Source organism: Pseudomonas sp. GD03903 (assembly GCF_029840045.1).
In the GTDB taxonomy this organism is placed as follows: domain Bacteria; phylum Pseudomonadota; class Gammaproteobacteria; order Pseudomonadales; family Pseudomonadaceae; genus Pseudomonas; species Pseudomonas pseudonitroreducens.
The window spans coordinates 84,755-108,789 of record NZ_JAOCBT010000017.1 but is presented as its reverse complement, the minus strand read 5'-3'; the positions used below and the strand labels follow the sequence as shown (position 1 = coordinate 108,789).

General features: G+C 66.0%; 22 protein-coding genes. 12 read left to right on the top strand and 10 right to left on the bottom strand.

The window, feature by feature from the left end:
* Positions 1-44: 44 nt before the first annotated feature.
* A complete protein-coding gene (locus N5C91_RS23270) occupies positions 45-695 on the top strand; it encodes a response regulator (protein WP_236174806.1) in 651 nt (216 codons plus the stop codon).
* Between the two features lie 208 nt (positions 696-903).
* On the opposite strand, the gene N5C91_RS23265 is transcribed toward N5C91_RS23270, so the two are convergent.
* The 5 genes from N5C91_RS23265 to N5C91_RS23245 all read right to left on the bottom strand — a co-directional run bounded on the left by N5C91_RS23265 (position 904) and on the right by N5C91_RS23245 (position 6,964).
* On the bottom strand, positions 904-1,623 hold the full coding sequence (locus N5C91_RS23265) for a molecular chaperone (protein ID WP_279832291.1): 720 nt from the start codon (positions 1,621-1,623) through the stop codon (positions 904-906).
* The gene (locus N5C91_RS23260) at positions 1,613-2,986 is read right to left on the bottom strand and encodes a fimbrial protein (protein ID WP_279832288.1); all 1,374 of its coding nucleotides are present in this window, start codon (positions 2,984-2,986) and stop codon (positions 1,613-1,615) included. The genes N5C91_RS23265 and N5C91_RS23260 overlap by 11 nt, the downstream gene beginning before the upstream one ends.
* The gene (locus tag N5C91_RS23255) at positions 2,983-5,574 is read right to left on the bottom strand and encodes a fimbrial biogenesis outer membrane usher protein (protein WP_279832285.1); all 2,592 of its coding nucleotides are present in this window, start codon (positions 5,572-5,574) and stop codon (positions 2,983-2,985) included. Before N5C91_RS23255 ends, N5C91_RS23260 begins: the two co-directional genes overlap by 4 nt.
* Positions 5,558-6,310, bottom strand: coding sequence for a molecular chaperone (locus tag N5C91_RS23250; RefSeq protein ID WP_279832282.1), 753 nt, complete (start codon positions 6,308-6,310; stop codon positions 5,558-5,560). Before N5C91_RS23250 ends, N5C91_RS23255 begins: the two co-directional genes overlap by 17 nt.
* Positions 6,311-6,418: 108 nt before the next feature.
* Positions 6,419-6,964 (bottom strand): fimbrial protein, encoded by a 546-nt coding sequence (locus N5C91_RS23245; RefSeq protein ID WP_236174811.1) that lies wholly within the window; start codon positions 6,962-6,964, stop codon positions 6,419-6,421.
* Between the two features lie 330 nt (positions 6,965-7,294).
* Here N5C91_RS23245 and N5C91_RS23240 point away from each other — a divergent pair, with 330 nt between their 5' ends.
* The 11 genes from N5C91_RS23240 (at position 7,295) to chrA (ending at position 17,603) form a co-directional block, all read left to right on the top strand.
* Positions 7,295-7,843 (top strand): fimbrial protein, encoded by a 549-nt coding sequence (locus N5C91_RS23240; RefSeq protein ID WP_236174812.1) that lies wholly within the window; start codon positions 7,295-7,297, stop codon positions 7,841-7,843.
* Positions 7,844-7,890: 47 nt separating this feature from the next.
* Positions 7,891-8,628 carry a molecular chaperone gene (locus N5C91_RS23235; protein ID WP_279832275.1) on the top strand — a complete coding sequence of 246 codons (738 nt, stop codon included), beginning with the start codon at positions 7,891-7,893 and terminating at the stop codon, positions 8,626-8,628.
* A gap of 59 nt (positions 8,629-8,687) precedes the next feature.
* Complete coding sequence (locus N5C91_RS23230; RefSeq protein ID WP_279832273.1) at positions 8,688-11,276, top strand: fimbrial biogenesis outer membrane usher protein; 2,589 nt, start codon at positions 8,688-8,690, stop codon at positions 11,274-11,276.
* Between the two features lie 15 nt (positions 11,277-11,291).
* Positions 11,292-12,305, top strand: coding sequence for a fimbrial protein (locus tag N5C91_RS23225; protein ID WP_279832271.1), 1,014 nt, complete (start codon positions 11,292-11,294; stop codon positions 12,303-12,305).
* A gap of 193 nt (positions 12,306-12,498) precedes the next feature.
* On the top strand, positions 12,499-12,867 hold the full coding sequence (locus tag N5C91_RS23220; protein WP_236174816.1) for a YciI family protein: 369 nt from the start codon (positions 12,499-12,501) through the stop codon (positions 12,865-12,867).
* A 40-nt stretch (positions 12,868-12,907) separates the two neighbouring features.
* Positions 12,908-13,438 (top strand): SRPBCC family protein, encoded by a 531-nt coding sequence (locus N5C91_RS23215; protein WP_279832268.1) that lies wholly within the window; start codon positions 12,908-12,910, stop codon positions 13,436-13,438.
* A gap of 29 nt (positions 13,439-13,467) precedes the next feature.
* On the top strand, positions 13,468-13,632 hold the full coding sequence (locus N5C91_RS23210) for a hypothetical protein (protein WP_236174818.1): 165 nt from the start codon (positions 13,468-13,470) through the stop codon (positions 13,630-13,632).
* Entirely contained in the window at positions 13,629-14,411 is a 783-nt protein-coding gene (locus N5C91_RS23205; RefSeq protein ID WP_279832265.1) for a DUF899 domain-containing protein, read from the top strand. The genes N5C91_RS23210 and N5C91_RS23205 overlap by 4 nt, the downstream gene beginning before the upstream one ends.
* Positions 14,412-14,432: 21 nt before the next feature.
* A complete protein-coding gene (locus N5C91_RS23200) occupies positions 14,433-14,873 on the top strand; it encodes a nuclear transport factor 2 family protein (protein WP_279832264.1) in 441 nt (146 codons plus the stop codon).
* A gap of 221 nt (positions 14,874-15,094) precedes the next feature.
* The gene (locus tag N5C91_RS23195; protein WP_279832262.1) at positions 15,095-16,348 is read left to right on the top strand and encodes an RNA polymerase sigma factor; all 1,254 of its coding nucleotides are present in this window, start codon (positions 15,095-15,097) and stop codon (positions 16,346-16,348) included.
* A 58-nt stretch (positions 16,349-16,406) separates the two neighbouring features.
* The gene (chrA, locus tag N5C91_RS23190; RefSeq protein ID WP_279832260.1) at positions 16,407-17,603 is read left to right on the top strand and encodes a chromate efflux transporter; all 1,197 of its coding nucleotides are present in this window, start codon (positions 16,407-16,409) and stop codon (positions 17,601-17,603) included.
* Here chrA and N5C91_RS23185 read toward each other — a convergent pair.
* The 5 genes from N5C91_RS23185 to N5C91_RS23165 all read right to left on the bottom strand — a co-directional run bounded on the left by N5C91_RS23185 (position 17,600) and on the right by N5C91_RS23165 (position 23,766).
* On the bottom strand, positions 17,600-18,373 hold the full coding sequence (locus N5C91_RS23185) for an SDR family NAD(P)-dependent oxidoreductase (protein ID WP_279832259.1): 774 nt from the start codon (positions 18,371-18,373) through the stop codon (positions 17,600-17,602). The two genes, chrA and N5C91_RS23185, sit on opposite strands and share 4 nt — an antisense overlap.
* A gap of 287 nt (positions 18,374-18,660) precedes the next feature.
* Positions 18,661-19,464 carry a type 1 glutamine amidotransferase gene (locus N5C91_RS23180; protein WP_236174824.1) on the bottom strand — a complete coding sequence of 268 codons (804 nt, stop codon included), beginning with the start codon at positions 19,462-19,464 and terminating at the stop codon, positions 18,661-18,663.
* Positions 19,465-19,860: 396 nt separating this feature from the next.
* Complete coding sequence (locus tag N5C91_RS23175) at positions 19,861-21,525, bottom strand: sensor domain-containing diguanylate cyclase (RefSeq protein WP_279832258.1); 1,665 nt, start codon at positions 21,523-21,525, stop codon at positions 19,861-19,863.
* A gap of 183 nt (positions 21,526-21,708) precedes the next feature.
* A complete protein-coding gene (locus tag N5C91_RS23170) occupies positions 21,709-22,053 on the bottom strand; it encodes a hypothetical protein (RefSeq protein WP_279832257.1) in 345 nt (114 codons plus the stop codon).
* 381 nt (positions 22,054-22,434) lie between these two features.
* Positions 22,435-23,766 (bottom strand): OprD family porin, encoded by a 1,332-nt coding sequence (locus N5C91_RS23165; RefSeq protein WP_279832256.1) that lies wholly within the window; start codon positions 23,764-23,766, stop codon positions 22,435-22,437.
* Between the last annotated feature and the right edge of the window lie 269 nt (positions 23,767-24,035).

Sequence of the window (24,035 nt, the reverse complement as noted above, 5' to 3'; positions counted from 1 at the left end):
CTGTGGCCGGCCGACGATCGCAAACGTTGGGACTCAAGAAACTCATGGAAAAAGTCAGAGTGGCACTAGCGGACGACCATCCCATCGTGCTGATGGGCGTTCGCGAGGTGATCGAACGGGACGATCGCTTCGAGGTGATCGGCGAAGCGCACAACTCCAGCGAACTGGTGGCCCTTTACCGCGAGCAGCGGCCGGCCATCGTCATCACCGACTACAACATGCCGGGCGACCAGACTTACGGCGATGGCATCAAGCTGATCGAGTACCTGCTGCGCAACTTCCCCGATACGCGCATCCTGATCCTCACCATGTTGTCCAATCCGCTGATTCTCTCCAGCCTGTACGACCTGGGGGTGTCGGGGGTGATCCTGAAGAACGGCGATCTCGACGAGATCCTGGTGGCGCTCAAGGCGCTGTCCCAGGATCGCATCTACCGGGGGCCGGGCATGCAGTCCTCGACCAGCGTGCTGGCCGGCGGGGACGATGTGGAGGGGCGCATCGCCAGCCTGTCGGTGAAGGAGTACGAGGTGTTGCGTCACTTCGTCTCCGGGATGAGCGTGCGCGACATCGCGCTGCTGCTCAACCGCAGCGTGAAGACCGTGAGCGCGCAGAAGATTTCCGCCATGCGCAAGCTCGACGTGGATACCGACCAGGCGCTGCTGACGTTCTGTGTGAAGGCCAATCTGTTTCAGTAGGCCGGGCCCAGGATGCGCCTGTAGGAGCGAGCTTGCTCGCGAACTGCCCTGATGCTGAAGTCCATGGTAGGCCAACTGTCCTCTTCCTGAGGCTCCGCCCCTGCCAGATCAAGAGTCCCTCACCCTGGCCCTCTCCCGCAAGCGGGAGAGGGGACTGTTCAGTGCAGAAACCAACGATGGCGTCAGCCGGCACGGACGGGTGCCTCTCTCAGCGCAGCTCGGCCTCGCCCTGCTGGCTGTTGCCGCCATCGTCGATCCACAGGTAACGCACCTCTCCGCCACTGGCGGGCAATGCCTGCCTGGGCGTCAGTGTGCGTTTCGAGAAGGGCGGCACTAGCTCGGCCGAAAGCGCCACGCCGATATTGCCCTGGCGAACTTCGGCTCCAGCCAGGGTGATGAAATAGGGGGTCGGATTGTCCGCCTGCACAACCTCGCCCTGGCGGCGGAAGGTGAGCTGCCGCGGCGCTTCTTCCGCGTCTTTCACCAGCGCGAGCGGCCGGTAGATGACCTTCATCTGGGTGCGCAGGGTGACGGTCAGGCGTGACTGCCCTTCGGCCAGGGGCTCGTTGGATTGCGGTGGAATCTCGTAGAGGTTGAGCCAGTACAGCGATTCGCGGTCAGTGGGGAGTTTTTCCCCGGTATGCAGCAGGCGCAGGCTGCGCTGCTGGCCGGGGTTCAGGCGGAACACCGGCGGCAGCGGCATGATCGGCGCCTGGGCGGTCTGCGGTGCGCTGTCGAGGTCGCCGTCATCGATCCAGGTCTGCACGATGACCGGGTAGCTGTTCTGGTTCACCAGTGCCAGCGAGGCCTCGCGCTTGCCTTGCTCGAAGATCACCCGCGTGCGTTCGGCGGTGACGCCGGCATGGGCGCTGCTGCCTGCCGCCAGCGCCAGGCCGAGCAGGGCGGCGCGCAGCCAGTTACTGGACACGGATCACCACCTGCGCGGTGGCTTCCACGCGGCCTGGGGTGACGGTGGGCATGCTGCCGAGGCTGAGCTTTTCCAGGCGGGCGCGGAACGTCTCGCTGTACTGCGAGATGCCACCCACTTCGCCGGTCTTGTTCGAGGCGTTGCCGATTACCGGGTACCAGCCGCGCGCTTCGGCATTGCTGCCGTTGGCGGAGTCCTCGCTGGCCAGCAGGTTCATCGCGCTGCCGTTGCGCAGCAGGCGGATGCCCACGCCCTGGGCCATGCCCGGTTCGCCGTAGCGGTCGGAGACCAGGTAGGACAGCCCGCCGCTGGCATTGACCAGCCCGAGCCCGGCGGAGGAGGCCAGCGCGCCGGCGGAAACCTTGATGCCCAGCGCGGTACCGCTGGTGCCGGATTGGCTGGTACTGGGGGTAGTGCTGCTGAGCACGCCGCTCTGGCATTTGAAGTCGACCTGGAAGGGCATCTCGCGGTTGGCCCCGGCGTTGATCTCACCGATGGATATCGACGGGAACACCACGTGCGGCGTGACATTGGTGACCGCGCAGGTCGGGTAGCGCTTGAGGGTCACGTCACCGTACAGGCCGATGGCGCCCGGCCAGTTGTAATGCCAGCCGCTGTAGTTGCCGTAGTGGGTCTGGCCGACATTGGGATAGTTCAGGCCCGGCCCCTTGATGGCGATGTAGCCGGCGGGCTGGGTGCGGCCATACAGCTGCGATTTCGTATTCGGCGAATAACCCTGGGTGGTCTCCAGCGGCGCCCTGAAGAGTTCGGCGCGCACGGCGCTGAGGTTCTTCGCCTTGACCAGCTGGAAACCGCGCGAGTCGATGTCCAGCCCGCTGAGCTGACGCTCGCGCCAGACATCGGTGAAGTACTGGCCGGTTTCCACGTGGGTCAGGCGTAGCAGCACATTGGGCCAGGCGGTGCGGTAGGCGGACTGCAGGCCGATGGAGTTGCCCACGTTGTCGCCACCCTGGTACCAGCCGCTGTAGAGGTCGTCGGCGTTGGTGGAGAACATCTCGTAGACCGCGTCCCCCGGTGCACAGCGGAAGAACACGCGCTCCGCGTCGTAGCCGGCGGAGTTGCCGTACTGGGTGATGGGTGACACGGCGCTGGCGATCAGGGTGCCGTCGGGCTGGAAGCTGGCATCGCTGACGTTGATCACGCTGGGCAGGCCGAGCGAGCCATTGCAGGTGTCGCAGGCGCCATCGCCGGGCCAGGCCCCGGCCACGCCTTCGCCGGGACGGATCGAGGTGTTGGACGTGGTGGTGGCGCTGCCGACAGCGGTGACCTTGTAGCAGGTGGCCCAGGCGCTCGGTGCAAGCAGCAGGGCGAGCAGTGGCAGGCTGCGCAGGATGGGGTTCATGAAGCCTCCGGTAGGCAGGTTGCCTGCAGGCGCACCAGCACCTGGTCGAGGTCGGCGCCTTTCAGGTCGTACGGGAGCAGGCAGCTGTCTTCGGCGCGCTCGCCCCATTGCACGCGCAGCCGCCCCTGTTCGCCTTCGGCGCGGGCATAGACCTGCCCGCCCTGGCCGACCATGCCGATGTTCACGCCGTTGCCGTCGAGCACGTCGGCGCCCAGCGGCAGCGGCTGGCCATCGGGCAGCCTGGCCTGGATCAGCAGCGGGTGGCCGGTCAGGGTCTTGAACTCGACCTTCACGGCAGCGCCGGCGTAGGGCGCGATCTTGCGTTCGGTCTCCACCAGCTCGGCGTTCTCGTCGATGCCTTGCGGGTCGAGGCTGATGGGGTTGTAGCGGTAGGGCGAAAGCGACGGCACCACGGCGTAGCCATTGCTGTCGACGCGCGCGCCCTGGCCGCCGCGCACGCCGGCGCCGCTGGCGCCCTTGGCTTCCACCAGGGCGAAGGTATCGCCGACGTAAGGGCCCAGGGTCAGGCCGCCGCTGTGCAGCACCGCCGCGCCGCGCAGTCCGCCGTTGACCTGGCGGTAGCTGGAACTTTCGGCATAGCCGGCGTTGAGCGTGGCGACCGCGGTCTGCTTCTGCAGGCTGCCGTTGAAATCGGTGCCCTGGCCTTCGCTGTCGCGCCCGGCGGACAGCGAATAGCTCAGGGTGCGGTCTTCGCCCAGGGTGCCGTTGAGGCCGGTCTGGTAGGTGCTGCCGCTGCTGTCGCCGGAGCGCCGCGAGGCCATGGCGCTCAGGCTCGGCGCGCGGCTGCTGGAGCCCAGCGGCATGGAAACGCTCAAGGTCAGGGTGTTGTTGCGGTTGCTGCCATGCTGCAGGTTGTACTGCGGCGGCTGCGACGGGTCGTAGTCGTCGTTCACGTCGCGGTACCAGGTGGTCTGCTGGCGCGAGTAGGCGAGGTTGTAGCTGAGCTGGCGCCAGGTATTGGAGTAGCCGACCTGCAACTGCGTATCGCGGCTCTTGCCGTCGTAGTAGTCGGCGGTGGAACCGGACAGGTAGAGGTTGCCGTACTGCCCCAGGCCCTGGTTGACCAGCAGGGTGAACTGGTTGCGCTGCTTGTAGCTGCTCGAGTCCCAGCTGTCGCCGTGGTTGTCGGCATCGCGTGCGGAAAGCGCATCGCCGAGGTCGCGGTAGCCTTCGGTGGAGTAGCGGTAGCCGGCCAGGGTCAGGGTGGTCTGGGTCGGCTGGAAGGTCCGGCTGTAGTTGAGGCCGACGCGCCAGCCCTGCTTGCGCTGGTCGTTCTCCACGGTGGCGCTGGAGAAGGTGGTGTTCATGCCGAAGGCGCCGTAGGGCGTGGCCAGCACGCCGCCGCCGAGCAGCGCCAGGTAATCCTCGGCAACCCGCGCGCCGAGGTTGGCGGTGAGGGCGTTGGTGAGGCCGCGCTGGTAGGTCAGGTCGCCGAACAGATCGTCGCCGTCGCCATACTGGCGCGCCTGGCCGAGCGTGGCGCTGTAGCGCGAGAGGCCGGGGCGCATGGATTCGGGCACGGCGGAGAAGGGCACGGAGAAGCGCGAGACGCTGCCGTCGGCCTCGATCACCTGCACGTCCAGGTCGCCGTCGTAGGCAGTGCCGTAGAGGTCATCGATGATGAAGGGGCCGGGTGCCACGGTGGTCTCGTGGATCTTCCGGCCATTCTGGCTGATGACCACCCGCGCATTGGTGTTCGCGGTGCCGCGTACCTGCGGTGCGTACTGGCGCTGCGAGTCCGGCAGCATGCGATCGTCGGTGGCCACGCGCACGCCGCGGTAGCCCATGCTGCCGAACAGATTGCCCTCGGTGTAGCTGTCGCCCAGGGTCAGTTCGCTGCGCAGTCCGGGCAGCGCGCGCTGGGCGTAGGTGCGAATGCTGTTCCAGTCGCTGCGGGTATTCCCCGCGTAGCTGGAGTAGGTGTAGTTGGACTGGTGGCGCAGACGCCACAGGCCGAGGTTCACGCCGCCGTTCAGGCCGAGGTAGCCGTAGTCCGAATCGCCGCCGCTGCCGGAGCCTGCGAAGCTCGAACGGTAGAGGTTGGCGTCGTAGTTGACGAAGCCCATGGTGCTGCCGGCGTCCCACTCGTCCGGGCTGACGTAGCCGCGCGGCTTGATGTCGAGCAGCGCCTGGGGCACCGAGAGGTCCAGGCGCAGGCGCGCGGTGTCGAAGTTCCAGGTCGAGTCGGGCAGGCGCTCGCTGAGCCAGTGGCAGATGCCCTGGTCGTCCTTGCCGGCCAGCGGGTCCGGGCGCGCGCCCAGGCTCTGGCGCAGGAAGCGCTCGCTGAAGCAGGGTTCGGCGCGTTCGCCGTGCTGGCGCATTTCCACTTCGGCGCGGGTGGCGTACTGGCCGTTGAGGTACAGGTCGACGTGGTAGCTGCCGGGGTCCACCTGGTCGGCGCGGTTGAAGCGCTCCAGGCTGCCGCCGGCCAGGCCCGAGCCCATCAGCAGGCTGTCGTCGAAGCGATACTCCGCATCACCCTGGGCCAGGCCCGCAACCACCATGGCGAGGGTTCCGAGGGCGAAGGGCAGCAGCGGTCCATGGCTGAGGTCAACGCGACAGATCATGGCGAAGTTCCACTCTTGCGCCGTAGTCGTTGATCAGCAGGGCGGACAGTCGCGGTGTGCCGGCGGGCAGTGCCGAAGGTTTTTCCGCCCGCCATTGGGCCTGCCCCATGGGCGCGACCATGCCTGGCTGCAGCTTCCACTGGCGCTCGCCGACGCTGAGCGTCGCGCCGCCGAAGGAGGCGTGGAAGCCGCTGGGGTTCTCCACTTTCACACTCCAGTCGTTGCCGCTCCGGACGAGGGAGAAACGCAGCTTTTCGGGCAGTTGTTCCGGGCTGCCGGCGATGCCCGCCGGGCGATAGAACAGCTTCAGGCGGTTGCGCAGCATCAGCAGCATCTGGTTCTGCTCGGCCTTGGCAGCATTGCGCGGCGGAATCTGCAGCACGTTGAGGTGGAACAGCGATTCACGGTCCTGGGGCAGGCCGGAACCGGTGTAGAGGATGCGCAGCGTCTGGCCGCTGCCGGGCGCCATGCGCGACACCGAAGGGTTCACCACGAAGGGCGCCTTGGCGGTATCCGGCGTGGACGCGGGATCGTCGACGTCGATCCAGGCCTGGATGACGTTGGGGAAGCCGTCCTTGTTGGTCATCTGCACGGTCTTTTCCCGTGCATCGCCGGGGTAGATGACGCGGGTGCCGGTGATCACCACGCTGGCCTGGGCGAGCGTGGCGGTGAAGGATGCCAGCAGGGCGAGCGCGAGCGTCGCCGCGCGAAGCGGGCGCAGTGGGAGGGCGTTCATCCGGTTCACCTTTGTGGCCGGGCCGCTCGGGACAGGTACGGGACGGTTGTCCCTGAGCGGGGCGGCTTGATGCGGGAGTGCGGCACCGGGGGGCGGTGCCGCGGGGTATCACTCGTAGCGCAGGGTGTAGGTCACCGAGCCGAGTACCGGACCGGGGGTCACGGTGGTGGCTTCGGAGATGTACTGCACCGCGTAGTCGTAGCTGGCGCTGGTTTCACCGTCGGCGAGAACGATGTCACCGGCGGCCACGGCCGCGCCGCCCGCCAGGTTCACCGGGACGCCGGCCGGGCCGTCGAGCAGCTGCAGGGCCACGCCGGTGGCACCGCCGGAAGCGGTGTTGGTCAGGTTGCCCGAGGCGGTGGCGTTGGTGGCCTGGAACAGGGCGGTGAAGTGCTCGTCGGCACCGCTGGGGGCGGCGCAGCCGGTCAGTTGCAGGGTGAAGCTGGTCTCGCCGGTGGTCTGTCCGACGGTACCGTTCAGGGCGCTGACGGGGACGCTGTCGAGGATCACGGTCGGGTCGGTGTTGCCGTCGACCACGGCCGAGCAGGTCTGGTCGGTTACCTCGCCGCTGAAGTTGATGGTGTTGGCGGCGAAGGCAAAGCCCGGCACAGCGAAGGTCGCTGCGACAGCCAGGGCGGTTGCGTGAAGTTTCATTTCCATGTGCTCCTAAGTCAGCGGTTGTCGCTGTGCATAGGGTGCGATGGCACGTCCTTCAGGTATTTCAGACAAATCCTAAAAATGATTGTTACGTCAGGTGCAATGGGCCTTTGCTAGATGCTTTGCGTGATTTTTCTCAATGAAAGTTCGAATTGTGGTAGCGGCTTATGAGATTCGTCTGATGTTTTCCTGACTCCCACGACAGCAAAGTGCGCCCCGTCCAAACCACCACCCGGCGCCATCCCGGCTCCAGGGTTTGGGCATTGGAAAGTGGCCGATCGATAAGGTCGCACCCCAATCGAGACTTTGTAATCGGGAGAGCAACACATGAAATCCAAGCTGCACGCTGCACTGATCTGCCTGGCGAGTGCCGGCCTTTGCACCCAGGCCTTCGCGGCCACTCCGCAGACCGGGGTGATCAACATCACCGGCAAGGTCACCGAGACCAGCTGCGTGCTCGATTCCTCCGCCACCAACATCGACGTGAAGCTGCCGGCCGTGAACAAGGACCTGCTCGCCGCCGCGCAGAGCAGCACCGGCCGTACCGGTTTCACCATGAAGGTGACCGGCTGCGCCGATGGCGTGAAGGTCTCGGCGGCCTTCACTCCGGACAGCAACGTCGATGCCTACGGCAACCTGAAGAACTCCGTCAGCACCGGCGGCGCCGCCGGCGTCCAGGTGCAACTGCTCGACCAGAACCAGGCGGCCATCAACATCAACAGTGACGACGCCACCTCGCAGCTGGCCCGTGCAGTCACCGTCAGCGGCTCCAACCCGGTCACCCTGCAGTACTACGCCCAGTACTACTCGCAGGCGGGCAGCGCTGGCGCCGGTGATGTCGCCGCCATGGCGAACTACCAGCTGACCTACGAGTGATCCACCGGGCCCGGAGCGCAAGTTCCGGGCCACATGAGGTACCTGCGATGAAGTCCGTTCCTTCTCACTGGCTGTTTTCCCTGTTCGCTGGCGTGCTGCTGAGCACGTTCGCCCTCGCTGGCGCCCAGGCTGGCGTCATGATCGACGGGACGCGAATCGTCTATCCCGCGAAGGAACGCGAAGTCACCGTGAAACTCACCAACAAGGGCGCATCGCCCGTGTTGATGCAGGTCTGGGTCGACCGCGGCGATGCGCAGAGCAAGCCGCAGGATGCCGACGCCCCGTTCCTGATCACGCCACCGATCTTCCGCCTCGACCCGCAGAAGGGTCAGAGCGTGCGCCTGGCCTTCACCGGCGAGAACCTGCCGCAGGATCGCGAAAGCCTGTTCTGGTTCAACGCGCTGGAAATCCCTCCGGTGCCCCAGGACGCCAGCGGCAACATGATGCAGATCGCCGTGCGTTCGCGGCTGAAACTGTTCTACCGCCCCGCGGGCCTGCCGGGCGACCTGCCCAGTGCCATCGAGCAGGTGCGCTGGAGTGTGCAGAAGCAGGGCGCGGGCTACGTGCTGCGCGGCGAGAATGCCAGCCCCTATCACCTGTCCTTCAGTGCCCTGGCGCTGCAGCAGGGTGGCCGCAGCCACGACACCGGCGGCGGCATGATCGCCCCGTTCAGCCACCGCGAGTTCCCCCTGGCCGGCTTCGATGGCGGTAGCGGCGGCAAGCTGCGCTATCGCTGGATGAGCGATTTCGGTGCCTCCGCCGAGCAGCAAGCCGCGCTGCGCTGACCCTGAAACGGCACGCCATCTGCGCGTGCCTTCCCCGACCCATGCCGTAGGGATAGACCATGCCTCCGACGACCCGAACGCCGCGTGTCAACGCCGGCGGGCCGCCGAATGCCCAGCGTTTGCTGCTGGCGGTGGCCGTTGCCAGTGGATTGGCCGTTACCGCCAAGGCCACCGCCGACAGCGACCTGCAAGCCTCGTTCAACCCCGCGTTCCTGCAGGGGCCGGCAGGCCAGCAGGTCGATATCAGCCGCTTCGAGCGCGGCAATCCGGTCTCGCCGGGCAGCTACCGGCTGGACGTCTACGTCAACCAGAACTGGATCGGTCGCCAGGAGGTGCGGGTGCGCGAAGGCCAGCCGCCGAGCTACTGCTTCGCCCGCAAGCAACTCTCCAGTCTCGGCCTGGACAGCACGCGCTTGCCGGCCGCGCCGAGTGGCAGCGATGTCGAGGATGACTGCATCGATGTCGCGCAGCGCATTCCCAATGCCCGCGCCGACCTCGACCTGGCCGGGTTGCGCCTGGACCTGAGCATTCCCCAGGCCTACCTGAGCCGCGTCGCCCGTGGCTACGTCGACCCGCAGGACTGGGACCGCGGCGTCACCGCGGCCTTCGTCGACTACAACGCCAACGCCTACCGCAATGAAGGCGGCGGCCAGAACAGCACCCAGTACTACACCGGCCTCAATGCCGGGGCCAACCTGGGGGACTGGCGCCTGCGTCACAACGGCAGCTACAGCCGCAGCGCCGGCAACGGACCGACGACCAGCCACTACGACGCGGTGAGCAGCTACGCCCAGCGCGACCTTACCGGGCTGAAGTCGCAATTGACCCTGGGGGAGTACTTCACGCCTTCGGAGCTGTTCGACAGCGTGCCCTACACCGGCGTCCAGCTCGCCTCCGACGACCGCATGCTGCCCGACTCCCAGCGCGGCTTCGCTCCGGCCATCCGCGGCACCGCGGAAAGCAACGCGCGCGTCAGCGTGCGCCAGGGCGGCAACCTGCTGTATGAAACCACCGTGGCGCCGGGCCCGTTCGTCATCGACGACCTGTACAACACCGGCTACTCGGGCGACCTGGAAGTGACGGTCACCGAGGCCGACGGCCGCGCCCGCAGCTTCACCGTGCCCTTCGCCTCGGTGGCGCAGTTGCTGCGTCCCGGCACTTCGCGCTACAGCGTCACCGCCGGCAAATACCGCGACGACCGCCTCGCCGATGAGCCCAACTTCGTCCAGGGCACCTACCAGCGCGGCATCTCCAACAGCTGGACCGGCTATACCGGCGGCATCATCGCCGACCAGTACCTGGCGGTGCAGGGCGGCCTGGCGCTGAGTACGCCAGTGGGCGCCTTCGCCTTCGACGCGACCCATTCCAGCGCCTCGGGCCTGGAAGCGCGCGATGGCCTGGACAGTTCTTCCAGCGGCCAGAGCTATCGACTGAGCTACAGCAAGCTGCTGGAAACCACCCGCACCAACTTCGTGGTGGCGGCGTACCGCTTCTCCAGCGAGGGCTACCTGAGCTTCGGCGACTACGCCCAGGCGCAGGACTCCAGCGCCAACGCGCCGTACCGCCAGCGCAACCGCGTGCAGGTCAACGTCAACCAGCCGCTGGCCGACGGCTACGGCAGCCTGTACCTGAGCGGCTCCTCGCAGAACTACTGGCAGAACGGCAAGTCCAGCGACACCAGCTACCAGGCCGGCTATTCCAACAGCTACCGCTGGGGCAGCCTGAGCCTGTCGGCCAGCCGCACGCGCATGGACCGTGGCGATAGCGACACCCAGTACATGCTCAGCCTGTCGCTGCCGCTGGGCCGCTCCAGCCACGCGCCGTACCTGAGCACATCCACCACCTATTCCGACAAGGGCGACCTGAACAGCCAGTTGAGCGTTTCCGGCTCGCTGGGCGACTTCAACGAATTCAGCTACGGCGTCTACGGGTCCCGCTCGCGGGTCGACGGCGACACCAGCACCGCCAACGGTGCCAATGCGCAATATCGCGCCGCGGCCACCAACCTCTCCGGCAGCTACAGCGAGGGCGACGGTTATCGCCAGGTTGGCCTGGGCCTCTCGGGCAGCATCGTCGCGCACCCCGGCGGCATCACCTTCAGCCAGGCCCAGGGCGAGACCCGCGCCATCGTCGAGGCCAAGGGCGCCGAGGGCGCGCGGCTGCTCAACAGCAGTGGCGCGAAAGTGGACGGCAGCGGCTACGGCGTGGTTTCCAGCCTGATGCCCTATCGCCAGAACGAAGTGGCGCTGGACCCCAAGGGCACTGCCGACGACGTCGAGCTGCAACTCACCTCGCAGAACGTCGCCCCGCGCTTCGGTGCCGTAGTCATGCTCAAGTACCCCACGCTCACCGGCGAGCCGGTGTTGCTGACCCTGCGTGATGATCGCGGCGAGGCGCTGCCGGTCGGCGCCGAGGTGCTCGACGCCAAGGGCAACAGCCTGACGCTGGTGGGGCAGGGCAGCCGCGTGTTCATCCGCGCCGCCGAGCGCGAGGGCGAGCTGACCGTGCGCTGGGGCGAGGGCAGGGAGCGCGAGTGCCGCGTTCGCTACCAGTTGCCACCCGCGCAAGAGAAGAACGCGTCCGCCTTCATCAAGGCCGAGGCACTGTGCTCCCGCAGCGACGGGCCGACGCAGATTGCCGCCCGCTGACCGAAAGAGGAAACCATGCGAATTCTGATCCTGCTTCTTGCCCTGTTCTGCGCACCCTCGGCGCTGGCGGCGGTCTGCACGTTCCAGTCCGGCAGCGCCAGTGTGCTGGCGACCATGGCGCTGCCGGCGACCCTGAGCGTGCCGCGCAATGCCACCAACGGCACTGCCCTGTGGGACAGCGGCTGGAAGGCCTATTCCGGCACCACCATCAATTGCAGCGCTGCCGGCACCGTCAAGGGGGGTAACGCCACCGGCATCGGCGCGGCGGAACCCGGCTACACCAGCAATGGCTTCGCTTCGGTGTTCAAGACCAACGTGCCTGGGGTCGGGGTCTCGGTGTTCTGGTGCAACCAGCCAATCGCCAACTGCAACCCGGACCCGACCAAGGTCACTCCGGTGCCCAGCCTGGCCTGGAGCGTTTCGGCCGTGCAGTATCCGCTCAATACCAACTGGCGGGTGCGCCTGATCAAGACGGCGGACATCGATGCCAGTGCCGGGGCGGTCAGCGTGCCCGGCCTGTCCTACGTCTCCTACGCCGACCTGGGCGTGACGACGCTGATGCTCACCGGCACCTCGCAGATCAGCGGCCTGGGCTGCGAGGTGAATGCCGACAGCCGCAATATCGATGTACCGCTGCCGACCATCGCCAAGACCGATTTCGTGGACTCGCCCATTCCCCGCGCGAACGACAAGGCGAAGACCTTCAAGATCAACCTGTTGTGCGACAGCGGGGTGAAGGTCAGCTACCAGGTCGATGGCGCGCAGACCACCGGTGATGGCAACGTACTGGCCAACGCGAGCGGCACGGGCATGGCCACCGGCATTGGCGTCACCCTGTTCATTGGTGATCTGAGCAGCGTCACCCGCCTGCCGCTGGCCTCCAGGTTCCTCCACACCACGACCTCCAGCGGCAACCTGCCGGTGAGCATCCCCCTGACTGCGCGTTACTACCGCACGGCCGCCACTCCTGCCGCCATGGGGGCGGGCCTGGTTTCCACCACGGCGACCTTCACGCTGTTCTACGAATGAGTGGCGGGGCCGCCCGGCCCCGTTGCTGTTTCCCGCCCGACGAGCGGCCCGGTGCCGCTTTCCAGACGCTGCGGCTGGCATCCATGGCTATCGCCGAGCGCATTCTCGAAAGATTTTCGCCACGGCCTGTCGATTTCCCCGCCGCCGCTTCGACTATGAGGTAACTGCAAGCGCGCTGCGTGGGGAGACGAGCATGAAGTACCTCTGCCTGATCTATGTGGATGACCAGCGTCTCGCCCGTCTATCGGACGTGGAATATCGCCGGCTGATGGACGAGTGCTTCGCCAACGACGAGTACCAGCGCCGCGCTGGCCGGGTGCTCGCCTCCGAGGCGCTGGAAACCGTGGAGACCGCCACTACGCTGCGTCATGAGCCGGCGGGGCTGTCGATCATCGACGGGCCCTTCGCCGAGACCCGCGAGTACCTCGGCGGCTTCGTGCTGATCGACGCCCGCGACCTCAACGAGGCGCTGCAGATCGCCCAGCGCATTCCCAGCGGCCGCCTCGGTGCCGTGGAAGTGCGCCCGGTGCGCGATTGGGACCGATACTTCGCCGGGCGCTGAGACCCGGTACTTCAAGTGATGGCAACGTCAGGAGGATGTGATGCTGAAGTGGATTGCGTTGGTGGTAGTACTGGCTGTGGTGGTCGTGCTGGTGTTGGCGGCTGGCCGCCCGGACAGCTTCCGGGTGGAGCGCAAGGTGCTGATCCAGGCGCCGCCGGAGAAGATCCAGGGGTATATCGAGGACTTCCACCTGTGGCCGCAATGGTCGCCGTTCGAGAAGCTCGACCCGGACATGAAGCGCACCTTCTCCGGCGCCGCCAGGGGCAAGGGCGCGGTGTACGCCTGGGCCGGCAACGGCAAGGCCGGCGAAGGGCGCATGGAGATCACCGAGGTGACGCCGGCGACGCGGGTGAGCATTGCGCTGGACTTCCTCAAACCGTTCAAGGCCAGCAACACCGCCGAGTTCACCCTGCTGCCGCGTGACGGCGGCACTGAAGTGACCTGGGCCATGTACGGCCCTTCGCCCTTCGTGGCGAAGCTCATGCAGTTGTTCTTCAGCATGGACAGCGTGGTCGGCAAGGACTTCGAGGCGGGCCTGACCAGCCTCAAGGTGCTGGCCGAGAAGGGCTGATGCAAATCGCAAACTGAAGGAGGCGAGCCATGTGCCCTCTGTGCGTTTCGACCCTGACGCTGGCCGTGACCAGTGTCCTTTCCGCCGGCGGCGTCAGCGCATTCGCCGTCACCCGCCTGCGCGGCCGGCGCCGCGCCCGGTCCAGCGAGCAACGGGGGCTGTCTCAGGAGCCTCCCCAGGAGCGTGCAACATGAAACTGGCCAATCAAGACTTTCCCCGAGTTGTTTCCCAGGCCGCCTGGCGCCAGGCGCGGATACGCCTGCTGGAGCAGGAAAAGGCCGCCACCCACGCCCGCGACGCACTCAACGCCCAGCGCCGCGAGCTGCCGGTGGTGCGAGTCGACAAGGACTACCGTTTCGAAGGCCCGCATGGTGCGTTGCGCCTGCTCGACCTGTTCGAAGGGCGGCCGCAACTGATCGTCTACCACTTCATGTTCCACCGCGACACGGGGCTGGGCTGCGAGGGCTGCTCCTACCTGATCGACAACCTTGGTCGCCTGGAACACCTGCACGCCCGCGGCACCACCTTCGCCATGGTCTCCCGCGCACCGCTGGAAGAGATCGCGCCGTTCCGCGCCCGCATGGGCTGGCAGTTCCCCTGGTACTCCTCGTTCGGCAGCGACTTCAACTACGACTTCCACGTCAGCGTCGACGAGTCCGTCGCGCCGATCGAATACAACTATCGTGACAAGGCGGAGCTGGAGAGCCTGGGCCAGGACTACCACGTGCGCGGCGAACAGCCCGGCATGAGCGTGTTCCTGCGCGATGGCGAGCAGGTCTTCCACAGCTACTCGACCTATGGCCGAGGGCTGGAGGCGCCGCTGTTCACCTACCACCTGCTCGACCTCACTCCGCTGGGCCGCGGCGAAGGCTGGGGCGGCATGCCCGACTACCAGGGCAAGGGCATGAACTGGACGCGCTTCCACGACGAATACGACGAAGCCCCGCAGCCCCATAGCTGCTGCGGGTCCTGATACTTGAGCAGGAGACATTCCATGACTGCCGTCGAAAACAACGCCGCCCACGCCGAACTTCACGCGCTGCTGGAAAGCTGGCTGAAGTCCGTGCGCGCCTCCGACGTGGAAGGCATCACCCGCCACTACACCCGTGACATCCTTGCCTTCGATGCGGTGAAGCAACTGCAATTCCAGGGTGTCGAGGCCTACGCCAGCCATTGGCGCGACTGCACGCAGATGTGCAGGGAACCGACTTTCGAGATCCATCAGCTGAGCTTCGAGAGCGGCGGCGATACGGCCTTTGGGCACTATCTCGCCTACTGCGGCGGCACCGACGACAAGGGCCAGCACAACGCCTCCTGGGCGCGAGTGACGGTCGGCCTGCGCCGTGAGGCGGGGCAGTGGAAGATCGCCCATGAGCACTTCTCGATTCCCTTCGATCCGGCCACGGGGCAGTTGCTCTTCGATGCCAAGCCGTGAGCCCGACCTCGACTTGTAGGAGCGAGCTTGCTCGCGAACGCATTACCCGACAGTTCCGGCGTGAAGCGGGTTCGCGAGCAAGCTCGCTCCTACAGGGGATGTCGCGCCATCCGAAACACCCCGCAACCCTCTCGGGCCGAACACCTGTCCGATGATTTCCCTCGGTGACGAAAACCCGTGCAGGATAGGCAGACCTTTCCTACGCCAAGGATCTTCGGCCCATGCACGATTACGCGCCCCAGCCCCTGCGCGACAAAGTCGACGAGGTCTACCGCCGTGAATCGCGCCGGGTGCTGGCCACGCTGATCCGCCTGCTGGGTGATTTCGACCTGGCCGAGGAGGCGTTGCATGAGGCCTTCGTCGCCGCCGTGGAGCAATGGCGGCGGGACGGCGTGCCGGCCAACCCGCGCGCCTGGCTGGTCTCCGCCGGGCGCTTCAAGGCCATCGATGGGCTGCGCCGCCGTTCGCGCTTCGACGCATCCCTGGCACAGATTGCCGAGCAACTGGAGATCGACGCGCAATCGGTGGAGGAACTGGCCGATGAAAGTGTCGAGGACGACCGCCTGCGGCTGATCTTCACCTGCTGCCACCCGGCGTTGCCGGCGGACTCGCAGGTGCCGCTGACCCTGCGCGAAGTCTGCGACCTGAAGACCGAGGAAATTGCCCGCGCCTACCTCGCCGCCCCCTCGACCATCGCCCAGCGCATCGTGCGCGCCAAGGCGAAGATCCGCGACGCGCAGATTCCCTACCAGGTGCCGGAAGCCGCCGAGCTGCCGGAGCGCCTGGCCAGTGTGCTGCGGGTCATTTACCTGGTGTTCAACGAGGGCTATTCGGCCTCGGCCGGCGACTCGCTGACCCGCACCGACCTCTCCGCCGAAGCCATCCGCCTGGGCCGGCAACTGCTCGAACTGCTGCCGGAGGCCGAGGTGATGGGCCTGCTGGCGCTGATGCTGCTGCACGAGTCGCGGCGCGAGGCGCGCACCGCCGAGGACGGCGAACTGATACTGCTGGAAAACCAGGACCGCTCGCGCTGGAACCGCGCGCTGATCCAGGAAGGGCAGCAACTGATCAGTGCTGCACTCGCCACCCGCCGCGTCGGCCCGTACACCTTGCAGGCGGCGATATCGGCCGTGCACGCCGCTGCTGCCGACATGGCCAGCACCGACTGGGTGGAGATCGTCGGTCTCTATGACCTCCTGCTGGCGATGCAGCCTTCGCCGGTGATCGAGCTCAATCGTGCGGTGGCGCTGGCCATGCGCGACGGAGCGGAAGCCGGGCTGGCGCAGGTCGATGCCATCCTTGCCCGCGGTGAGTTGCAGGATTACCACCTGGCCCACGCGGCCCGCGCCGACTTCCTGCGTCGCCTGGGGCGCAACGCCCGGGCGCGCGAAGCCTACGAGCGCGCCCTGGAGCTGGCGAAGCTGGAGCCGGAACGGCGCTTCCTCGAACAGCGGATTCGCGAACTGGGCAAGTGACTTGCACTGCAACATCGAGGTGCCAGACTGCCTGGCTGGTTTCCCTTGATCCTCAGCCATGACCGAAGCGACGCCGCGCGATTCCCTCTGGACCGTCTTCCTGATCTTCCTGCGCCTGGGCCTGACCTCCTTTGGCGGGCCGGTGGCGCACCTGGGTTACTTCCGCGAGGAGTTCGTGTGCCGGCGGCGCTGGCTGGACGAGCCGCACTACGCCGATCTCATCGCCCTCTGCCAGTTCCTCCCAGGCCCCGCCAGCAGCCAGTTGGGTATGGCTCTGGGGGTGTTGCGCGCGGGGCAGTGGGGCGCGCTGGCGGCCTGGGTTGGCTTCACTCTGCCGTCGGCCTTGCTGATGCTGTTGGTCGCCCTGGGGCTTTCGCGGTACGGCCAATGGCTGCCGGCGGAGGCACTGCACGGGCTGATGCTGGTGTCGGTCGCGGTGGTGGCTCATGCCGTCTGGGGTATGGCCAAAGCGCTTTGTCCGGACTGGCAGCGCCAGGGACTGATGATGGGAGTGACCGTCGTGGCGTTGCGTTGGCCCGGGGTGACCGTGCAGATGCTGGTGATCCTGGGGGCCGCGCTGCTCGGCATGGCCTGGCTGCGGCCGGCGCCTGCGAGCGACTCAGTAGGGCCTGTTCATTCGATGTCGCGGCGCCGTGGCGGTGTCTACCTGCTGCTGTTCCTCGCCTTGCTGGCGCTTCTGCCGTTGCTGGCGGCAGCGTGGCGTTGGCCATGGCTGGAGCAGTTCGACGCCTTCTACCGTGTCGGCAGCCTGGTCTTTGGTGGAGGGCACGTGGTGCTGCCATTGTTGCAGAGCGCGACGGTGGATACCGGCTGGATTGATGCGCGGACCTTCCTCGCCGGCTATGGCGCGGCACAGGCATTGCCGGGGCCGCTGTTCACCTTTGCCGCCTACCTCGGCGCAACCATCGCCGAACCCGGCGGCGCGGTAGGCGCGCTGCTGTGCCTGGTGGCGATTTTCCTGCCGTCGTTCCTGCTGGTACTCGGCGCCTTGCCGCTCTGGGAGAGCCTGCGCCACCAGCGTCGCCTGCGCGCGGCGCTGGCCGGGATAAACGCCGCCGTGGTCGGGCTGTTGCTGGCGGCGCTGATCCATCCCATCGGCAGCGAGACCATCGTCGGCCTGCTCGACATTGCCCTGGTCGCACTGGCCTTGCTGGCACTGCTCAGTGGCCGCCTGCCGCCCTGGGCGCTGGTGCTGCTGGGGGCGCTGGGCGGTGGCCTGGTCAGTGCGCTCTAGAGACTGCTCACCAGGTGTCCGCCGTCCACGGCCAGCACGGCGCCGGTCATGAAGGCACCGGCGTCGCTGGCCAGTAGCAGGAAGGGGCCTTCCAGCTCCTGCAGTTGGCCGAGGCGGCGCATCGGCACGGTATCGCGGATGTAGGCCTGGCCCTTGTCGCTGTCGAAGTAGGCGTCGTTCATCTCGGTCTTGAAATAGCCCGGGGCGATGGCATTGACCCGCACGTTGAAGCGCGCCAGCTCCAGCGCCAGGGATTTGCTCAACTGCACCACGCCGGCCTTGGCCGCGCAGTAGTGGCTGTAGCCGCCGCCCACGCGCAGGCCGAGGATCGAGGCGATGTTGACGATGCTGCCGCCGCACCCGGCCTTGGCCAGGCGCTGTGCCGCGCACTGGGCGACGCGCCAGACGCCGTCGAGGTTGGTGGAGAGCATGGCGCGCCAGTCGTCTTCGCTGACCTCCAGCGCACGCTGGCCGTTGCCGATGCCGGCATTGTTGAGCACCACATCGACCACGCCGAACTGCGCCTCGGCGCTGTCGAACGCCGCCTCGACACTGGCGCGGTCAGTCACGTCCAATGCCACGGCATGGGCCTCGCCGCCCTCGGCGCGGATCGCTTCTGCCAGTTGCGCCAAGCGCTCGGTGCGTCGAGCCGCGAGCACTACACGGGCGCCAGCCTGTGCAGCCACGCGCGCCAGATGGGCGCCGATACCGCTGGAGGCACCGGTGACCAGCACGGTCTTGCCGGAGAGGGAGAAAAGGTCGTTGCTCATGGCTGTTCCTTGGTCGGTCAAGCGTAATCGCTGACCGCCAAGGTTAGCCCGAGGCGCCCTCAAGGGCGTGCAGGGTGTGCCATTCGCGCGGCTGATGACGTTTTCCGCATGGGTATCGCCTAGGCTCCACCCATCCTACGACCACGCTCCATCATGGCCGGCGGAACCGGACGTAGGATGGTGTGGAGCGAAGCGATACCCATCGATGAACGGGTATGCCGCAGCCGGGATCGTCAAAGAAAAAGCCCGGCACAGGGGCCGGGCTTTTTCATGACGCGGAAGGCGGATCAGGCAGCCAGCTGGCGAGCCTGCTTCTTCTTCACCTGCTGACGGCAAGCATCGCCGAACGCCTGGAAGATCTTCACCGAGTCGGGGTTCTTCGCGGCTTGCCACTCCGGGTGCCACTGCACCGCGAAGAGGAAGGGCGACAGCGTCGGCGCATGGATCGCCTCGACCAGGCCGTCTTCGGCGTGGGCGATGGCTTCGATGCCCTTGCCCAGGTTTTTCAGGCCCTGGCCATGCAGCGAGTTGACGCGGATCTCGTCACCCAGCAGCCGCTGCAGCCAGCTGCCTGCAACCGGGCGAACGCCGTGGACCTGGCTGTACTGCACGTCGACCGGGTCTTCGGGATTCTCGCGATGATCATTGAAACCGGGCTCGGCGTAGACCTTCTGGTAGATATCGCCGCCCAGGGCCACGTTGATTTCCTGCATGCCGCGGCACACGCCGAAGATCGGCAGGCCACGGGCGATGGCGGCCTTGATCAGCGGGATGTCGAAGTTGTCGCGGTCCTTGTCCTGGCCCTTGCCGGGAGTTTCGTTCTCCTGGCCATACAGGGTCGGATCGATGTTGCTGCCGGCGCCGGTCAGGTACACGCCGTCAGCCATGTCCAGGTACTGCTCGAGGTCTTCGATGCCGCAGCAGGTCGGTACCAGTACCGGCACGCAATCGGACTGTTCGACCAGGGGCACGATGTATTTGTGGGTCATTACCTGATAGTCGTGGCCTTTGCGCTCTTGGCTGCCCATGGACATCAGGACGACGGGTTTTCGGAGGGTCTGTTTCTTGTTGCCAATGTTGCTGTTGGACATATGTCACCTTTGGACGAGCTGCAGCCCATCGTTTTTGTGCAGGCGCGCAGCGGAAAGGCGCGCTACCTGAGGCCCCGAGCACTGCCGGGAGCGCACAGAAGGCGAAGTTTCCCGGTCGAAACCTGCCTACCAGCCTGCCAGAGCCGTTAAATATGTCAAACGAATTCGACGGAGGGCGTCAAAAATAATGGCCGAAATCCTGTCCTACAATTATTTTATCTAATTGTTTTTAAAGGATTTTTGTAAATATCCAAGAGTGCTGAAAAGTCCATTATTTAAAACGCTGGTTCATAATGGTGAAAAATTCTGCACATTTTTTCATGGCTGCCGTTCAGGATCGGCAACGCCCCGCGAGCGGCGCGCTCTGCCTCGCGGGTTTGCCAGCGTGACGTCCGATCAGTGGCACTCGATGCGGTTGCGGCCGTTCTGCTTGGCCCGGTAGAGCGCGCTGTCGCTGCGGGAAAGACCGGCCTCGGCGGAGGCATCGGCGGCCTCCAGGGTGGCGATACCGATGCTGATGCTCAGCGGAATGCGCTGGCCACTCTGCAGTAGCGGCTGCTCGCGTAATTGCTGCTGCAGGCGTTGGGCGAAGACCTGGGCGGCGGCGATATCGGCATCGCCCAGCACTACGGCGAATTCCTCGCCGCCCATGCGCCCGGCGAAGTCGACGCGGCGGATGTCGCGGCCGAGGATGCTGGCGAAGTGGCGCAGGGCCTCGTCACCCACGGCGTGGCCCCAGCGGTCGTTGATCGCCTTGAAGTGGTCGATGTCGCACATCAGGATCGCCGCCTGGTGCGTCGCCGAGCGCTGCACGCGGCCCAGCTCGGCCTCGATCAGGCGCATGAAGTGGCCACGGTTGGGCAGTTGCGTGAGGAAGTCGGTGGTAGCCAGCACCTGCAGCTCGGCTTCGATGCGTTTGCGTTCGGTGATGTCGGTGATGAAGCCATGCCAGATCAGGCTGCCGTCGGCCAGGCGCTTGGGGTGGGCGTTGCCCTGGCGCCAGAGGGTGCCGCGCCCGGCGATCTGCACGCGGTATTCGTGCCGCCAGGGTTGCAGCTGGTTGGCGGAGGTTTCCAGCGAAGCGAGGCAGGAGGGCAGGTCCTCGGGGTGGATCAGGTCGCGCAGAAATATCGCGTCGTGGCGCATCTGCTCGGCGGGAATCCCGTAGATGTCCATCACCCCGGCGCTGACGTAGGGGAAGGTGCCCGTGCCGTCGGGGCGGCGGCGGAACTGGAAGACCATGCCGGGGATTTCGTTGGTCAGGTCGGTGAGCAGTTCCACGCTCTCGCGCAATTGCTCGGCCATGCCGCGCAGGGCCGTGATGTCGGTGGTGGTGCCGAGCATGCGCAGGGCGTTGCCGGCGGCGTCGCGTTCCACCACCTTGCCGCGGCTGCAGACCCAGATGTAGTGGCCATCCTTGTGCTGCAGGCGATGCTCCACCTCGTAGGCCTCGCTGCGGCCCTCGAAGTGCTCGCGCATGGTGGCCTGCACGTAGTCGAGGTCATCGGGGTGTATGCGGGTGTAGGCGTCCTCGATGCGGCTGCCGATCTCGTCCTCGCCGTAGCCCAGCAGGGACTTCCAGGCGCTGGAGTAGTGGATCTCGCCGCTGGGCACGTGGCGATCCCAGATGCCGGTGCCGCTGCCGTCCACCGCAAGGGCCATGCGCTGCTCGCTCTCCTTGTGCGGCGCGTGGTCGAGCAGGGCTTCGCCCAGTTCCAGCACATCGGCGAGCAGGGCCTGCTGCTCCTGGCTGAGCGCCTGGTCAGGGTTGCCGAGCAGTACCAGGCGTGCCTGGGGGAAGCCTTCCTGGTCGCGCAGCGTCTGGCTGGCGAGCAGGTTGAGGGACTGGCCCTGGTGCTTCAGGGGACTGGTGGCGGCATTCAGGGAAAGCAGGGTGGCCAGGGAGAGCGCGCCGGCACCGTCGATGCCGAGTTGGCCAAGCAGCTGGCCGCGCATGTCGATGAGCAGGACGGCGCAAGCGCCACCTGCGTGGCGGGCGAGACGCAGCAGGCCGTCGTATCGCCCGTACTCCTTTACCCCAGGATTACTGGAAGTTCGCATCCGATAGCAGCTTCTTCAACGGAGGATGGGCGTTGTTCTGGATTGTAGTCCGAACCGCTGGTGCGGCAGTCGGACGCAGCTGGCTTTATGAAATCACGGGCAGGCGAGCGGCCACAATCTCCACCTGCGACATCGGCGACGAGCGCGCGCCGCCCGCCGGGCTGCCGGCGGGCGAAGTCGGCGTCAGTTGAGCAACTGGTCGATCAGCACGGCGTTGGTGTAGATCAGGCTGCCGTCGCTGGCGCGGTGGCCGACGAGGTGGAACTGTCCGCGTTGCTCGGCACCGCCCAGGTACACGCGGAACATGCAGTCGGCCAGCGGTCCGTAGCCTTCGGGCATGTGCAGGTCGAGGGTATCGAGGTCGGTGTCGACCATCATTTCCCGCTGGCCGTTTTCCTGCAGGTAGACCTCTGCCTGTTCCAGGTGCAGGCGGTCGTTGGCGGTCAGGTGGAAACGGATGTCTTCCAGCGGCGTGGGCTTCTGTTCGGCGCTGGTCTTGCACCAGCCTTCGAGGGTCATTGCGCTCATGATGAGGTGCCTCCTGGGGTCGCGGGCGGAATTGGCGCGTTGTCCTGAAGTTGGACCGCTGGAGCAGAAGGTTCGATCAATTTTTGTTCAGTTGCTGTTCGGGCGATAAATCCCGGGCATAAAAAAAGCCGCTCCAGAGGAGCGGCTCGAAGGACGTCGAAGGAGCAATCACAATATCAACGTCAGGAGTTGTCTTCCGCAGGGAAAGTGCGGAAGCGGGAAGATGGGGTCATTCTAGAAAGTTGCCCGGGCGGGATAAACCGTTATTCCGAGAAGAGACTTTCTGCGCGGACGTAATAATCTCACCTGAACACGGGGCAAACTTTCAGATGAATCCGAAAGTTGCCCCGTGCTTTGGCCGCACAAATTATCCGTGCTGAATTACAGGATCGACAGCGGGTAATCGACGATCAGGCGCAGCTCGTTGTTGTCGTCTTCGGCCTGGTCGCCGTTGGAGCGGTGGAAGGCCTGGCGCAGGCGGAAGGACAGGTCCTTGGCCGGGCCCGATTGCACGACGTACTTGGCTTCCAGGTCGGTCTCGTGGTGGCTGCCGTCCTCGCCATAGCCGTAGCCCAGGTACTTGCTGTCGGAGTCCATGTGGCTGCCGTCGATGCCGGTGCCGTTGATGTAGCGGGCCATGAAGCTCAGGCCCGGTACGCCGTAGGTGTCCATCGCCAGGTCGTAGCGGACCTGCCAGGAGCGCTCGCCCGGGCCGTTGAAGTCGGAGTACTGCACGGAGTTGGCGAGGAAGATCGAGTCACCGCCTGCGCCGGCGCCGTTGTCGCCGAATCCGACATAGTCGAACGGGGTATCGCCGTGCACTTTCTGGTAGGCCAGGGTGACGGTGTGCGCCTGCAGGAAGGAGTACGCGGCAGCCAGCGACCAGGTGGTGTTGCTGATCTCGCCGGCCTTGGCCTGGCCGTAGTCGTTGGTGCGGTAGATGTTGAAGTCGAAGCCCAGCGACTGGTCGTCGGCCACCGGCAGCAGCCAGTTCAGGTTGCCGTAGTACTGGCGCCAGACGTCTTCGAGTTCCGAGCCGTACAGCGACACGCTGAGGTTGTCGTTGATCGCGTACTTGCCGCCGATGAAGTCGGCGCTGTTGGCTTCGACGTCAGCGTAGGTGGCGTAGATGCCACCATCACGGGCGGTGGTGATCGGGCTGGTGCCGGAGGTGAAGTGGCCGGCTTCGAGGTCCAGGCCTTCGATCTCGCTGCTCAGCAGGTTGAAGCCCGAGGCGGTCTGCGGAAGCAGACGGGTGCCGCCAGCGGCGAATACCGGAGCGGTCGGCTGCATGTCGCCGAATTTCAGTTCGGTCCTGGAGATACGCACCTTCAGCGCGCCACCGGCCTTGCCGTAGTCGTCGTCCGGCTTGCCGTCGTTGCCCACCGGCAGGTTGCCGGTGCCCGCGCGGCCGCGGCCGGCGTCGAGCTTGATGCCCAGGTAGCCGAACGCATCCACGCCGAAGCCGACGGTGCCCTGGGTGTAGCCGGAGGAGAAGTTCGCCAGGAAGCCCTGGGTCCAGTCGCGGTTGTCGGCTCCGCCGTTCTTGCCGTCGTGGTCGTAGTACTGGTTGCGCAGCAGAACGTCGAACTTGGCGTCTTCGGCGAAGCCCTTGGCATCGGCCTGGGCGGAGACGAAGGGCTCGGCGCTGGCGAACTGGCTGGCGGCGGCGGAAACAGCGAGCACGATGGCGCTGCGTTTGAGGTGCTTCATGGATATTGCCCCTAGAGTCTTGGAGGACCGGCTCGATGAATAGCGTGAGAACCGGACGTTTTTATAGGCAGGCACAATGAATCCGAACATGGCTTGACCACGGCGGAAAGTCGCAGGAAGTTGCGTTGGCATTGTTGCAGTTAACTGGCTTTTAATTCCCCCGCGAATTGCTCCAGACGCGGAAGAGCCGACGTCATAATGCCCAAAGAGTTCGCTGTTTAAATCACGGATTATGAAAAGGTCTATGTCTCAAACTGTAATAATCAGGA